This is a genomic window from Sphingomonas sp. SP5, from assembly GCF_058313455.1.
In genome coordinates this window covers 173,099-185,307 of sequence record NZ_JBZFLF010000001.1, presented here as the reverse complement: position 1 = coordinate 185,307, position 12,209 = coordinate 173,099, and the positions used below count along the sequence as shown (strand labels likewise).

At 68.1% G+C, this 12,209-nt stretch carries 16 protein-coding genes and 2 tRNA genes; 7 read left to right on the top strand and 11 right to left on the bottom strand.

The genetic code is table 11. The features are described 5' to 3' along the window. The first annotated feature begins 37 nt into the window (after positions 1 to 37). Positions 38 to 1,048, top strand: coding sequence for an SDR family oxidoreductase (locus tag AC4GY7_RS00810; RefSeq protein WP_491111479.1), 1,011 nt, complete (start codon positions 38 to 40; stop codon positions 1,046 to 1,048). Positions 1,049 to 1,072: 24 nt separating this feature from the next. Beyond that, entirely contained in the window at positions 1,073 to 1,342 is a 270-nt protein-coding gene (locus tag AC4GY7_RS00805; RefSeq protein WP_491111478.1) for a DUF1488 family protein, read from the top strand. Positions 1,343 to 1,356: 14 nt separating this feature from the next. Here AC4GY7_RS00805 and thiE read toward each other — a convergent pair whose 3' ends face one another. The 4 genes from thiE to AC4GY7_RS00785 form a co-directional block, all read right to left on the bottom strand. After that, complete coding sequence (gene thiE, locus AC4GY7_RS00800) at positions 1,357 to 2,040, bottom strand: thiamine phosphate synthase (protein WP_491111476.1); 684 nt, start codon at positions 2,038 to 2,040, stop codon at positions 1,357 to 1,359. A 140-nt stretch (positions 2,041 to 2,180) separates the two neighbouring features. Next, a complete protein-coding gene (locus AC4GY7_RS00795; RefSeq protein ID WP_491111474.1) occupies positions 2,181 to 3,104 on the bottom strand; it encodes a class I fructose-bisphosphate aldolase in 924 nt (307 codons plus the stop codon). A gap of 27 nt (positions 3,105 to 3,131) precedes the next feature. Further along, on the bottom strand, positions 3,132 to 3,458 hold the full coding sequence (locus tag AC4GY7_RS00790; protein ID WP_491111472.1) for a type II toxin-antitoxin system PemK/MazF family toxin: 327 nt from the start codon (positions 3,456 to 3,458) through the stop codon (positions 3,132 to 3,134). Further along, positions 3,449 to 3,673 carry a ribbon-helix-helix protein, CopG family gene (locus AC4GY7_RS00785; protein ID WP_491111471.1) on the bottom strand — a complete coding sequence of 75 codons (225 nt, stop codon included), beginning with the start codon at positions 3,671 to 3,673 and terminating at the stop codon, positions 3,449 to 3,451. The genes AC4GY7_RS00790 and AC4GY7_RS00785 overlap by 10 nt, the downstream gene beginning before the upstream one ends. 123 nt (positions 3,674 to 3,796) lie before the next feature. Between AC4GY7_RS00785 and AC4GY7_RS00780 the strand changes: the two genes are divergently transcribed. Further along, positions 3,797 to 4,321 (top strand): TlpA family protein disulfide reductase, encoded by a 525-nt coding sequence (locus AC4GY7_RS00780; RefSeq protein ID WP_491111469.1) that lies wholly within the window; start codon positions 3,797 to 3,799, stop codon positions 4,319 to 4,321. Between the two features lie 3 nt (positions 4,322 to 4,324). On the opposite strand, the gene AC4GY7_RS00775 is transcribed toward AC4GY7_RS00780, so the two are convergent. From AC4GY7_RS00775 to gap, 3 genes are read right to left on the bottom strand one after another with little or no spacing between them, the layout of a single operon-like run. Continuing rightward, the gene (locus AC4GY7_RS00775; RefSeq protein ID WP_491111468.1) at positions 4,325 to 5,515 is read right to left on the bottom strand and encodes a phosphoglycerate kinase; all 1,191 of its coding nucleotides are present in this window, start codon (positions 5,513 to 5,515) and stop codon (positions 4,325 to 4,327) included. An 11-nt stretch (positions 5,516 to 5,526) separates the two neighbouring features. After that, on the bottom strand, positions 5,527 to 5,985 hold the full coding sequence (locus AC4GY7_RS00770) for an MOSC domain-containing protein (protein ID WP_491111466.1): 459 nt from the start codon (positions 5,983 to 5,985) through the stop codon (positions 5,527 to 5,529). 3 nt (positions 5,986 to 5,988) lie between these two features. Continuing rightward, entirely contained in the window at positions 5,989 to 6,999 is a 1,011-nt protein-coding gene (gene gap / locus AC4GY7_RS00765; protein WP_491111464.1) for a type I glyceraldehyde-3-phosphate dehydrogenase, read from the bottom strand. 186 nt (positions 7,000 to 7,185) lie between these two features. On the opposite strand from gap, the gene AC4GY7_RS00760 reads away from it, so the two are divergent. From AC4GY7_RS00760 to AC4GY7_RS00745, 4 genes are all read left to right on the top strand, one after another. Beyond that, the gene (locus tag AC4GY7_RS00760; RefSeq protein WP_491111462.1) at positions 7,186 to 7,368 is read left to right on the top strand and encodes a hypothetical protein; all 183 of its coding nucleotides are present in this window, start codon (positions 7,186 to 7,188) and stop codon (positions 7,366 to 7,368) included. Further along, positions 7,368 to 7,676: a cell division protein ZapA gene (locus tag AC4GY7_RS00755; protein WP_491111461.1), complete on the top strand. Its 309-nt coding sequence runs from the start codon at positions 7,368 to 7,370 to the stop codon at positions 7,674 to 7,676. Before AC4GY7_RS00760 ends, AC4GY7_RS00755 begins: the two co-directional genes overlap by 1 nt. Positions 7,677 to 7,938: 262 nt before the next feature. After that, a complete protein-coding gene (locus tag AC4GY7_RS00750; protein WP_491111459.1) occupies positions 7,939 to 8,469 on the top strand; it encodes a 5-formyltetrahydrofolate cyclo-ligase in 531 nt (176 codons plus the stop codon). Further along, a complete protein-coding gene (locus AC4GY7_RS00745) occupies positions 8,466 to 8,672 on the top strand; it encodes a DUF2842 domain-containing protein (RefSeq protein ID WP_491111457.1) in 207 nt (68 codons plus the stop codon). The genes AC4GY7_RS00750 and AC4GY7_RS00745 overlap by 4 nt, the downstream gene beginning before the upstream one ends. A gap of 151 nt (positions 8,673 to 8,823) precedes the next feature. On the opposite strand, the gene AC4GY7_RS00740 is transcribed toward AC4GY7_RS00745, so the two are convergent. The 4 genes from AC4GY7_RS00740 to AC4GY7_RS00725 all read right to left on the bottom strand — a co-directional run bounded on the left by AC4GY7_RS00740 (position 8,824) and on the right by AC4GY7_RS00725 (position 12,169). Next, positions 8,824 to 8,900 (bottom strand) — tRNA-Asp (locus tag AC4GY7_RS00740). An 81-nt stretch (positions 8,901 to 8,981) separates the two neighbouring features. Next, positions 8,982 to 9,058 (bottom strand) — tRNA-Asp (locus AC4GY7_RS00735). Positions 9,059 to 9,110: 52 nt separating this feature from the next. Next, positions 9,111 to 10,340, bottom strand: a complete 1,230-nt coding sequence (locus AC4GY7_RS00730) for an AI-2E family transporter (protein ID WP_491111456.1) — start codon at positions 10,338 to 10,340, stop codon at positions 9,111 to 9,113. Between the two features lie 77 nt (positions 10,341 to 10,417). Next, entirely contained in the window at positions 10,418 to 12,169 is a 1,752-nt protein-coding gene (locus AC4GY7_RS00725) for a class I adenylate-forming enzyme family protein (RefSeq protein WP_491111454.1), read from the bottom strand. Between the last annotated feature and the right edge of the window lie 40 nt (positions 12,170 to 12,209).

Genomic DNA, 12,209 nt, shown 5'->3' with positions numbered 1-12,209 from the left:
TGAAGCGCTTGGGGAGCCGCGCTTCGGAGATTATCCCATGAAACCCGTGCTCAAGCCGCTGTCCGAACAGGTGATCGCCATCACCGGTGCCAGTTCGGGGATCGGCCTCGCCACCGCACGCATGGCGGCGGAGCGCGGCGCGAGGGTGCTGCTGATCGCCCGCGACGAGACGAGCCTGCGCAAGATCGTCGCCGGGATCACCGCAGCGGGCGGGATCGCCGATGCGTTCGCCGCCGACGTCGGCGATGCCGAGGCCGTGCGCGCGGCCGCGGCACACGCCCGCCAGCGGTTCGGCCGGATCGATACCTGGGTCAACGACGCCGGCACGGCCATTTATGGCAAGCTGGTCGACGTGCCCGACGACGAACACCGGCAGCTGTTCCAGACTAACTATTTCGGGACCGTCCACGGCTGCCTGGCGGCGGTGCCGCATCTGCGGGAGGCGGGCGGCGCGCTCATCACCGTCGCCTCGATCGCGTCCGACATGCCGAGCCCGTTGATGGGTGCCTATGCCGCCAGCAAGCATGCCGTGAAGGCCTATGTCGAGGCGCTGCGCATGGAATTGGCGCAGGAGGGTGCGCCGATTGCCGTCACGCTCATCAAGCCATCGGGGATCGATACGCCGATTGCGCAGCACGCCGCCAACCATGCCGGCGGCGAGGCGCAGGTGCCGCCCCCCGTCTACGATCCGGCGCTGGTCGCGGAAGCGATCCTGTTCTGCGCCACGCACCCCAAGCGCGACCTGACCGTCGGCGGTGCCGGGCGTGCGCAGGCATTGTTCGCGGCGCACTTCCCCGCCCTGTTCGAACGCCTCGCGCCGAAGGCCGCGGCGAGCTTCGTCGATCCGGCCAAAGAACAGCCGCAACCGAGCAACCTGTTCGAAAGCGTCGGCACCGGCCGCGTCCATTCGGGCGAGCACCCGGCGCGCCGGCGTACCAGCCTCTATGCGGCGGCGTCCAGGCACCCCGGCGTCACCGCCGCGTGTGCGGCGGCACTGACCGCCGGCATCGGTGCCTTTCTGTACGGACGGGCCGACACCCGCGCCTGATCCACCCTAACGGAGTTGACCTGCATGGCCGAAGACCGCGTCACCATCGATACCGCCACCGTGTTCGACAATGTCGCCGACCGACAAATCGAGTTCACTGGCGAAGCGAGCGGCGAACGATATCAGTTCGCGCTCCGTTACGATGTGCTGGAGGCACTGAGCGGCAGCGAGCCGACCGCGCCAGTGCAGCTCTTCCAGCACAATCGCGCCCGCATACAGACGCTGGCCGCCGATGCGCTGGCGCGCGATCCGGATCAGGAAACGATCGTCATCAGCGAGAATGATCTCAGCTGACGGAAAGTCGCGACCTACCGACCCAGCACAGCCTCGAAAGCACGCACGACAGCGGCCTCGTCACCGTTCCAGACGGCGCCGCTGACCGCAAGGAAATCGGCCCCCGACGCCACCAAGGCAGCGGCATTTTCCGGCGTGATGCCGCCGATCGCTACGCTGGGCAGTTCGAACATCGAGGCCCACCACGACAGGATCGACGGGTCGGGCCGATGCTGCACGACCTTCGTGCCGGTCGGGAAGAACGCGCCGAACGCCACGTAATCGGCGCCGGCCTCCCCGGCCTCCATCGCCAGATGGCGGCTGTCGTGGCAGGTCACGCCGACCTGCGCCGTGGGGCCGAGCGCGTCGCGCGCCTCGCGCGGGTCGCCGTCGTCCTGCCCCAGGTGGACACCGTCCGCACCCAGGCGCTTGGCGAGCGCGATGCTGTCGTTGACGATGAAGGCGACGTCGCGATCCGCGCAGATCCGCTGCAACGGTTCGGCGAGCCTCGCCGCGCCATGCTGGTCGACATCCTTGACGCGGAACTGGAAGGCGGCGACCGGTCCGGCATCGAGCGCACGGGTCAGCCGTTCGGCAAAGCCGCCGCTCACGTCGAGGGGCGAGATCAGGTATAACTGGCACGGCGGCCGCCGATCGTCGCGGCGGAACTGCGCAGCGAATTGCGGATCAAGGGGGCCAAGCGGATCGTCTTCGGTCATGCGATGCCGCCTAGCCGCTCCGGCGCGGCAGCGAAAGCGGCAGGATCATCGCCGTGCTGCCGATGATGACCGCACCTCGCATCGGCAGCCGCCGACGCGGCGCCGGGATCATTACCCCCAGCGCCGCGTCGGGCAGGCGATCAGGCCTCTTCACCCTTGTAGATGGCGATCAGCTTGGCGAGCATGGCGAGAGCGTCCTCGCGGCTGCGCTGGAAGGTGTTGCGGCCGATGATCGAGCCGTTGCCGCCGCCCGCCAGGATGTCGCGCGCATCCTGATACACCGCGTCGCTGCCCTTCGCCGCGCCGCCCGAAAAGACGACGATGCGGCGCCCGGCGAAGCTCGACTGCACGACGTGGCGGACGCGATCGGCCTGGTTCGACCAGTCGGTGCCCTCATAGGCCTTTTGCGCCTCCGCCTGTTCGATATGCGCGGTCGGCAGCTTCACCTTGATGATATGCGCCCCGAGCAGCGCCGCCATGTGCGCGGCATAGGCGCCGACGTCGAGCGCGAGTTCGCCGTCCTTGCTGAGCTTGCCGCCCCGCGGATAGCTCCAGATGACGGTGGCGATGCCGACCGACTTGGCCTCTTCGCTGAGTTCGCGGATCTCTTCCATCTGCTCGAAGATCTGATCGGATCCGGGATAGATGGTGAACCCGATCGCCGCGCAGCCGAGGCGCAGCGCGTCGGAGACGCTGCCGGTCACCGCCTGATCGATGCTGGTCGCCCAGCTGTTGGAGCTGTTGACCTTGAGGATCGTCGGAATCTGGCCGGCGAAGGTATCGGCACCCGCCTCCAGCGGCCCGAGCGGCGCGGCATAGGCCGACAGGCCGGCATCCACGGCCATCTGGTAATGGTAATGCGGATCGTAGGCCGCCGGGTTGATCGCGAACGAGCGCGCCGGACCGTGTTCGAAACCTTGGTCGACCGGCAGGATCACCAGCTTGCCGGTGCCGCCCAGCTTGCCCTGCATCAGGATGCGGGCGAGGTTCGCCTTCACCGCGGGGCTGGTCGCTTCATATTTGTCGAGGATCGCCTTGACGGCGGGGGTGACGGTGGTGGTCATCGGTCGGCTCCTTGGGATACGTCGGGATCAGAGCATCAGCCAGCGCCTGAGCGCCTGGTCGATCTGTTCCATGCGGGTGGGACTGGCGTGGCCGATCACGGCGGTGATCCGCTCGCGCGCCACGCTGGTGATACGGTCGACCTGGACCTCGCATTCCGCGGTCAGGCCGTTGTGGTCGCGGGGCGACATCGCGACGCGGAACAAGGCCTCGCCGCCCATTACGCCGGTCATTGGGCAGACGGTGATCGTCGCGTGCGTCGCGTTGAACAGGTCGGACTGGACGACGACGCAGGGCCGCGGCGCGGCGCCGTCAGGGCCGTCGACCAATACGATGCCGCCGTGGCTCACTTCCACGCGGCGGCATCCTGCCAAAAGGCGATTTCCGTCGTGGAGGCGCGGGCGGAGGCACGGGTCGACTGGCGGCGCGCTTCACGCCGATAGGCCTCGTCATGCAGATCGACGTAACGACGAACAGCTTCGCGCGCGATGTCGCTCTTGCTGCGCCCCTGGGTGCGCGCGACGGTTGCGAGCCGTTCTTCCAGTTCGGTGTCGAGTCGCACTCCGAGCATGCCGGCTCCACTTGTTTAACGCGTTTAACATACCCGCGCACCCGAAGTGGATCAAGCGGTTCGACACCGGCGATTGACGCAGGCGGCCGCGCGCGCTTCTGTGCGTCTCGGGGGAAAACGACCATGTCCATGATCCGCGCGGCAGTCGTCGCGACATTGCTGGCGGCGTCGCCATCAGCGGCGACGCAAACGGGGTCGGCGCCGTCCAGGCTGATCGGCAAACCGGCACCGGAATTCGAACTGACGCTGCTCGACGGCAGCAAGGTCAAGCTGTCCGCCCTGCGGGGACAGGTGGTCGTGCTGAACTTCTGGGCGACGTGGTGCGTGCCGTGCCGCGCGGAACTGCCGCTGCTCGACGCTTATTATCGCCGCACGAAGCAGCACGGCCTGCAAGTCGTCGCGGTGACAACCGAGGACTCGGTGCCGCTGTTCAAGATGAAGCCCCTGTTCGCGGCGCTGGCGATCACGCCGGTGAAGCGCATCAAGGGGCGTTACGACCTGATCGGCAGCGCGGTGCCGACCAACTATATCATCGATCGCAACGGCGTGATCCGCTACGCCAAGGCCGCAGCGCTCGACCTCGACGATCTCAACCGCGAACTCGTGCCGCTGCTGAAGGAAGCGCCACCGCCGGCGGCGCCGTCCTGATCCTCAGCCGATCAGCGCCGCGACGCCCGGCAGGTCCTTGCCTTCCATCCATTCGAGGAAGGCACCGCCCGCGGTCGAGACGAAGGTGAAGCGATCGGCGACTCCGGCCTGGTTCAGCGCCGCCACGGTGTCGCCGCCGCCGGCCACCGACACCAGGCTGCCATCCTGCGTCAGCGCTGCGGCGGTGCGCGCGAGGCTGACCGTCGCGACGTCGAACGGCGGCGTCTCGAACGCTCCCATGGGGCCGTTCCAGACCAGGGTACGGCAATTCTTGAGCACGTCGCCCAGCGCCTCCACCGCGCTCGGCCCGACGTCGAGGATCATCTCGTCCTCGGCGACTTCGTGCACGTTGACGGTGCGCACCGGCGGATTGGCACGAAATTCCTTTGCCACCACCACGTCGTACGGCAGGTGCACCGTGCAGTTCGCCCGGTCGGCCGCGTCGAGGATTTCCTCGGCGGTTCCGGTTAGGTCATGCTCGCATAGCGATTTGCCGACATTCACGCCGCGCGCGGCGAGGAAGGTGTTGGCCATGCCGCCGCCAATGATGAGGTGGTCCACGCGGGTGACGAGGTGCTTCAACACGTCGAGCTTGGTCGACACCTTGGCGCCGCCGACCACGGCGGCAACGGGGTGCTCGGGGTTGCCCAGCGCCTTCTCCAGCGCGTCGAGTTCCGCCTCCATCGCCCGCCCCGCATAGGCGGGCAGCACGCGGGCCAGCCCTTCGGTCGAGGCATGGGCACGGTGAGCGGCGGAGAAGGCATCGTTGACGTAGATGTCGCCGAGGCGGGCGAAGCGTTCGGCCAGGGCGGGCTCGTTCTTTTCCTCGCCGGCGAAGAAGCGCGTGTTCTCGAGGATCGCGATGTCGCCCGGTCGAAGCGTGGCGACCGCGTCCTCGGCGCCATCCCAATCGATGAAGCGCACCTCGCGGCCGAGCACATGACCATAAGGCCGGGCCAGCATGGCGAGCGACATGTCGGGGTTCGGCATGCCCTTGGGCCGCCCGAAATGCGCGAGGATCAGCACGATGGCACCGCGATCGGCGAGTTCGGTGACGGTCGGCAGGGTCGCACGCAGGCGGGTGTCGTCGGCGACCGCGCCGTCGGCCATGGGGACGTTGAGGTCCTCGCGCACCAGCACGCGCTTGCCGGTGATCTCACCCAGGTCGTCCAGCGTCTTGAAGGCCTTGGTCACATCATCTTCCTTCATTGAGGGTCGATCACCGTCACCGGGTCGCCGATCGCGATACGGCCGGGCACCTTCACCCGCGAACAGGCGCCGCCGCGCCAATCGGGGGTCAACGCCGCCTTCAGTCCAGCCGCGATCGTTTCCATGCGGCTGCACGGATCGCATTCCACGGTGATCTCCAGCTCGACCGAACCGATCCGCACGCGGGTGCCCGGCACCTGCGGGATGTCGACGCCATCGAGCAGCAGGTTGACGCGGCGTTCCTGCCACGGGATCGCGTGGCCGAGTTCCGCCATCGCCGCATCCCAGTCGCGCCGCTCCATCATCGTCACCTGGCGCTTGCCACGGCCGCCCGGCTTCACCGCGCCGCGAAAGTCACCCTGCAGGCCGCCGTCGACGGTCACCTCGACCGCGTCGACGACCTCCATCGGCGCCTTCGGAAAGGCGTGCCGGGCAATGCCGACCAGCACGCCCATCCCTTAAAGGAACTTCGCCATGGCGGTCGCGGTGTCGACCATGCGGTTGGAGAAGCCCCATTCATTGTCGTACCAGCTGACGACACGCACCAGTTTGCCGTCGATCACCGCGGTTTCGAGGCTGTCGACGGTCGAGGATTGCGGCGAGTGCATCAGGTCGATCGAGACGAGCGGCTCGTCCGAATAGACCAGCACGCCCTTTAGCGGACCATCCTCTGCCGCGGCCTTGAGGATCGCATTGACCTCGTCCTTGCTGGTGTCGCGAGCGGGGGTGAAGGTGAGATCGACGAGGCTGACGTCGGGCACCGGCACGCGGATCGCCGAACCGTCGAGCTTGCCCTTCAGTTCGGGCAGCACCTCGCCCACGGCACGCGCGGCGCCGGTGGTGGTCGGGATCATCGACATGGCGGCGGCACGGGCACGGCGCAGATCCGGGTGGATCTGGTCGAGGATCTTCTGGTCGTTGGTATAGGCGTGGACGGTGGTCATCAGCCCGCGTTCGATGCCGATCGCATCGTTCAGCACCTTGGCGACCGGCGCCAAGCAGTTAGTGGTGCACGAGGCGTTGGAGACGATGGTGTGGTCCGCGGTCAGCTTGTCGTGGTTGACGCCGTAGACGACGGTGAGATCGACACCCTTGCCCGGCGCCGAGATCAGCACCTTCCTGGCGCCGGCATCGAGATGCTTCTGGCAGGAGGCCTTGTCGGTGAAGAAGCCGGTGCATTCGAGCACCAGGTCGACGCCCAAATCCTTGTGCGGCAGGTTGGCGGGATCGCGCTCGGCGGTGACGCGGATGCGCTTGCCGTCGATGACGAGGTCGTTGCCCTCCGCGGTCACGGTGCCGGGATATTTGCCGTGGACGCTGTCGCGGCTGAACAGCCAGGCATTGGACTTGGCATCGGCGAGGTCGTTGATCGCGACCAGCTCCAGGTCGGCCGAATTGCGCTCGATGATCGCGCGCGCCACCAGGCGGCCGATGCGTCCAAAGCCGTTGATCGCAACCTTCACCGTCATAGGGGCTCTCCTCCGCGTCAGAATGCGTGCGCGACGATCGTGGATGGCCGTGGGGGCCGCGCCGGGCGGGCACGCCTTTGCGGGGGGGCGGCCCCTCCTGTCAACCGCGCTCGGCACGCGCCAGTCCGTTGCCGTGGCGGAGATTGACATATTGCCCGGCGCGGGCAGCGGGCCTACGTCGCTGACATGCCCGACCTGCCCACCGCCGTCGACCGTATCGACGCCGCCATCGCCCGCATCGAAACCGCCATCGACGCCCGCGCCAAGGCCGGCGATGCGCTTGCCCGGCGCCATGCGGCGCTGAAGGCGCGGATGGCCGAGGCGGTGAGCGCGCTGGACGAGGTCATCGCACGCGGCTCGGCCGCCTGATGGCCAATGTCACGCTCCAGATCGGCGACCGTCCGTTCACCGTCGCCTGCCGCGACGGCGAAGAGGCGCGACTGCAACAGCTTGGCCGGATGCTGGCCGAACGCTGGCCCGCGGCGCTGCGGGCCGCCGCCAACGTGCCGGGCGAGCGCGCCATGCTGTTCGTCGCGCTGATGCTGGCCGACGATCTCGACGAGATCCGCCAGCGGCCGCCGCAGGGCGCCGCGGTGAGCGAACCGGCGCTCGCGCGGATCGCGGACCGGCTGGAGGCGTTGGCCGACGCGCTGGAGCGCGACTCGGGCGCGGCGTGAAACCTGCCGATGCGCGGTCATTCAGCGCATCTGCCCATTGCCACCGCGCGCGCCGCACCCTAAATCGGTCGGCGGCGGGTTCTGCCCGGTACGAGCCTTAACTTATCCCTGAGGCTATTCATCATCCACGGGGACTGTCCCTGCCCAGGCCCTGGCCTGACGTACATGGTCCCCACCTGACGTACTAGGCGTCGGTGGATATTTCGGCACACGGCCACGGCGGTCCCGCCACCCGCCCCCTTCCCTCTCGCGACGCGGAGCGATGACCGACAAGCTCGTCCTTCGTGCCCACCTGCGGGCTGCCCGTGACAGCTTTGCCCGCAGCGGTGCGGTCGGCGTGCCGGCCGCTTTCGCGGCGCGACTGGCGCCGGGCATCGTCGTCGCAAGCTATGTGCCGCTCGGCAGCGAGGCCGATCCGGCGCCGTTCGAGGCGGCGGCGCGGCGGGTCGGCTGCACCATCGCCCTCCCTCACGTCGTCAGCCGTGCCGCACCGTTGCGATTCCTCCGGGCCGACGGTGCCCTGGAAACCGGCCCGTTCAACCTGCGCCAGCCGCCGGCCGATGCGCCGGAAGTGCGGCCGAACGTCATCCTGACGCCACTGCTCGGCTTCGATCGTGCCGGCAACCGGCTGGGCCAGGGGGCCGGGCATTACGATCGCGCCTTCGCCGCGCATCCCGATGCCTGGCGGATCGGCATCGCCTGGTCGGTGCAGCAGGTGGATGCGTTACAGCCCGATCCGTGGGATGTGCCGCTGCACGCCATCGCTACCGAATCGGAGTGGATCGTTCCATGACGCCATCCTGGCGCAAGCCTGCCGGCATGCTCATCATCCTGACGCTCATCACCGTCTGGTGCATGGCGATCGTCAGCGCGTCGACGTTCGTCGGGACGTGGCCGTGGTGGGTGCAGGCGCCGTTCTACCTGATCGCAGGGATCGTGTGGATCGCACCGCTGAAGCCGCTGTTGCTGTGGATGGAGACGGGGCGGTGGCGGTAAGGCGAGGATGTGGCCGCCGCTGATCGGGATTGGAGCAAGGGCTGACCGGCTGGCGATCAGCGCCGCGGCAAAGCCGCGTCGTCGGACGGGGCATGGCCCCGCCGGCCGCGCTTGCGGGAAAATCGCTACGCGATTTTCCTCCGCTGCGCGGTGGCGCGAGTGACGGGGCTCGAACCCGCGACCTCCGGCGTGACAGGCCGGCGCTCTAACCAACTGAGCTACACCCGCGTGATGCGCTGCCCGCCCGGTCGGCGGACCCGCTGGTCCCGCATGTTTCGAGATGATCTTTCCCACGCCCCTGACGGGGAATGGCGCGAGTGACGGGGCTCGAACCCGCGACCTCCGGCGTGACAGGCCGGCGCTCTAACCAACTGAGCTACACCCGCTGAAAGCGTCGAGGCGCGCCCACTAGGCCAGCCACCGGGGGGTGTCAACGGCCTAATCGCCGTCTTCTTCGCTTCGCTTGCGCCGTGCCCGCTCCTGCTGCACCAACGTGCCGTGTTCGAACAGGAATCCGGCGATGTCCGGCTTGCCCGCGGCGCCCAGCACGGTCTGGATGATGATGAGCAGCGGCACCGCCAGCAGCGCGCCCGCCGTGCCCCACACCCAGCCCCAGAAGCTGATCGAGACGAGGATCATCAGCGGATTGATCGTCAGCCGATGGCCGACGATCAGCGGCGTGATCGCATTGGCTTCGACCAGGTGGCAGCCGATCATCACCGCCGGCGGCAGCATCGCCACCCAGATGTCGGTAAAGGTCATCATGCCGCCGATCGCCAGCAGGAAGGCGGCGATGATCGGCCCGAAATAGGGGATGTAGTTGAGCAGCGCGACGATGCCGCCCCACATTAGAGGGGAAGGCATGCCGATGAACCAGAGCGTCCCCGCCACCACCGCGCCCAGCGTCAGGTTGATGATCGTGATGGTGCCGAGATAAGCCGACACGTCGTCAACGACGTCCTGGATCACCCGCGCGGTCGCCATCGCGCCGTCGAAGCTCGAGCGCTGGGTGATCGTCTTCTTGCGCATGCCTGTCCAGCCGGAGAGGAAGAAGAAGACGATGAGGATACCGAAGAAGAACTGCACGATCACCGTCGGTGCCGAGGTCGCGGCGAGTTCGAGGATCGAGCTGGGCGGCGCGACCGCCGCGGTCTGCGCCTGGCGCACCGGCGTCGAAGCGATCTGCCGGAACAGCTTGTTCACCGATTTTTCCAGGGTCGAATACAGGTCCAGCAGCGGTGAGAGGTTGTGCTGGATGCGGCTGATCCGGCTGGGCAGGAGCTGGAAGAAATCGGTCGCCGGCACCACGATCGCGGCGATGGCGATGTTGGCGATGATGAGGAAGACGAGAACGCACAGCAATGCCGCCAGCGCCGAGGGAAGGCGCCGTCGCTCCAGCCATTCCAGCACCGGCACCAGCGCGATGGCGATAACCAGCGCGGCGGTGAGCGGCATGAAGAATTCCGCCCCGGATTTCAGGGCGAAGGGCGTGCCGAGGACCAGGCCGATGCCGGCGATCAGCGTCAGTGCGGCGAGCAGCCGGTCGCGCCGCTGGGCGATGCGACCGATCTCCGTGCGGCTGCCCGGCAGCAGGGGTGCGCCGAGCGCGACCTGCTCCTCCGGCGTGATCGATGCGGGGGACACAGCGGGAGCAGGATCATCGGCCATGACCATGCTCTAGCGCATTTTCGTGCGCCGCCATCCTGCTTCTTGCGAAGTATTGCTGCGTGTCGGTGCCTCCGGAGTCAGGCGGCGACCGCCTCGCGATCGGCGAACAGCGCCTTCAACTCGCCCTTCAGGATCTTGCCGTTGGCGTTGCGCGGCAGGGGCTCGGGCAGGAAACGGATCGCCACCGGCACCTTGAAGCCGGCGAGCCGTTCGCGGACGAACGCTTGCAATTCCGCCTCGCTCGCCTCGCAACCCGGACAGAGGTGGACGACGGCGGCCGGTTCTTCGCCCAGCGTCCGGTGCGGCAGGCCGACCAATGCCGCGTCGGTGACCGAGGGGTGCGCGTAGAGGACGTTCTCGACCTCGATTGAATAGATGTTCTCGCCGCCGCGAATGACGATGTCCTTGGCGCGATCAGCGATGAACAGGAACCCCTCATCGTCGATCCGGGCAAGGTCGCCGGTGCGCACCCAGCCGCCGACGAAGGTCGCCGCGCTCGCCTCCGGCTTGTTCCAATAGCCCTTCACCACCATCGGTCCGCGCGCCCAGAGTTCGCCGATGGAGCCGCGCGGCAGCACGGTGACGCCGTCTTCCCCGCGAATCTCGATATCGGCGACGCCGACCGGCGCACCGGCGCTGTCGGGGCGGTTAAGATAATCCTCGCCGCCGTGCTGCGTCACGGTTGCCGTGGTTTCGGTCATCCCCCAGCCGTTGCCGGGCAAGGCGCCGAATTCCTGGTGGATGCGCCGCACCAGTTCGGGTGCCGAGGGCGCGCCGCCATAGGCGATCGTGTCGAGCGAGGAGAGGTCGTAGCGCGCCCGATCGGGATGTTCGAGCAGCTGCCAGGCGATCGTCGGCACGCCGCCGGTCATGTTGACGCGCTCGCGCTCGATCACCTCGAGCGCGCGGGTCGCGTCCCATTTGCGCATGAAGACCATCGTCGATCCGCTGGCGATCGAACCCATCATCCCCGCCGAACAGGCGGTGACGTGGAACATCGGGATCACGGTCAGCGATACGCGCGGGGTCGGCTCCGGCGGCATCTCGCCACGGCGCAGATAGGCGCGCGCCGCGGTATAGCCGCTCGACAGGATGTTGGTCATGAAGTTGCGGTGACTGCCCAGCGCCCCCTTCGGCGCGCCGGTGGTGCCGCTGGTGTAGAAGATCGTCGCCGCGTCGTCGGGCGCCACTTCCGCCGCGGGAAGCGCGATGTCTGGCAGCGTCGGCCAATCGTGCGGCGTGCCGATCACGTCCTCCAGCCGGGCGATACCCTCGGCGAGCGGGGTGGTGGCGCGTGCGACGATCACCGCCTCCAGCGCCGGCAGCCCGGCATAGCTTTCCGCCAAGCGCGCGTGGCGTTCGCCATCGACGATCAGCACCCGCGCCCCCGAGTCGCGTAGGCCGTATTCCAGCTCCGCTCCGGTCCACCACGCGTTGAGCGGCACCATGATCGCGCCGATCGCCACCGCGGCGAAGAAGGCGACGGGCCATTCGGGCAGGTTGCGCATGGCCAGCGCGACGCGATCCCCCTGCCCCACCCCCAGCGTGACGAGGTGCGCGGCGAGTCCGGCGGCGGCGCGGTAATGCGCCTCGTAGGAAACGCGCTCGTCCTCATGGATGACGAACAGCCGCTCGCCGTGCGCGCGGCTCGCCTCCAGCAGAAAACGCATCGTCGCCGGCGCGTTCTTCCAGACGCGCGTCGGCACGCCGTCGATCACCGCCTCTGCCATCTCGAACTTGGCGCCGGGTGCGGTCAGCAGCCGGTGTACCTCGTCGAGCGACATCGCCGGCCAGGACGGCGGCAGGTCTACGATCGGCTGGCTTGCCATTTCCTTGTCCTCTCTCGGGCCGTCGTACGGCAACCACGAT

Bases quoted from the DNA above. Each gene is read 5' to 3' on its own strand.
- AC4GY7_RS00810 (WP_491111479.1), top strand. From the start codon at position 38: ATGAAACCCGTGCTCAAGCCGCTGTCCGAACAGGTGATCGCCATCACC.
- AC4GY7_RS00805 (WP_491111478.1), top strand. From the start codon at position 1,073: ATGGCCGAAGACCGCGTCACCATCGATACCGCCACCGTGTTCGACAAT.
- thiE (WP_491111476.1), bottom strand. From the start codon at position 2,040: ATGACCGAAGACGATCCGCTTGGCCCCCTTGATCCGCAATTCGCTGCG.
- AC4GY7_RS00795 (WP_491111474.1), bottom strand. From the start codon at position 3,104: ATGACCACCACCGTCACCCCCGCCGTCAAGGCGATCCTCGACAAATAT.
- AC4GY7_RS00785 (WP_491111471.1), bottom strand. From the start codon at position 3,673: ATGCTCGGAGTGCGACTCGACACCGAACTGGAAGAACGGCTCGCAACC.
- AC4GY7_RS00780 (WP_491111469.1), top strand. From the start codon at position 3,797: ATGTCCATGATCCGCGCGGCAGTCGTCGCGACATTGCTGGCGGCGTCG.
- AC4GY7_RS00770 (WP_491111466.1), bottom strand. From the start codon at position 5,985: ATGGGCGTGCTGGTCGGCATTGCCCGGCACGCCTTTCCGAAGGCGCCG.
- gap (WP_491111464.1), bottom strand. From the start codon at position 6,999: ATGACGGTGAAGGTTGCGATCAACGGCTTTGGACGCATCGGCCGCCTG.
- AC4GY7_RS00760 (WP_491111462.1), top strand. From the start codon at position 7,186: ATGCCCGACCTGCCCACCGCCGTCGACCGTATCGACGCCGCCATCGCC.
- AC4GY7_RS00755 (WP_491111461.1), top strand. From the start codon at position 7,368: ATGGCCAATGTCACGCTCCAGATCGGCGACCGTCCGTTCACCGTCGCC.
- AC4GY7_RS00750 (WP_491111459.1), top strand. From the start codon at position 7,939: ATGACCGACAAGCTCGTCCTTCGTGCCCACCTGCGGGCTGCCCGTGAC.
- AC4GY7_RS00745 (WP_491111457.1), top strand. From the start codon at position 8,466: ATGACGCCATCCTGGCGCAAGCCTGCCGGCATGCTCATCATCCTGACG.
- AC4GY7_RS00730 (WP_491111456.1), bottom strand. From the start codon at position 10,340: ATGGCCGATGATCCTGCTCCCGCTGTGTCCCCCGCATCGATCACGCCG.
- AC4GY7_RS00725 (WP_491111454.1), bottom strand. From the start codon at position 12,169: ATGGCAAGCCAGCCGATCGTAGACCTGCCGCCGTCCTGGCCGGCGATG.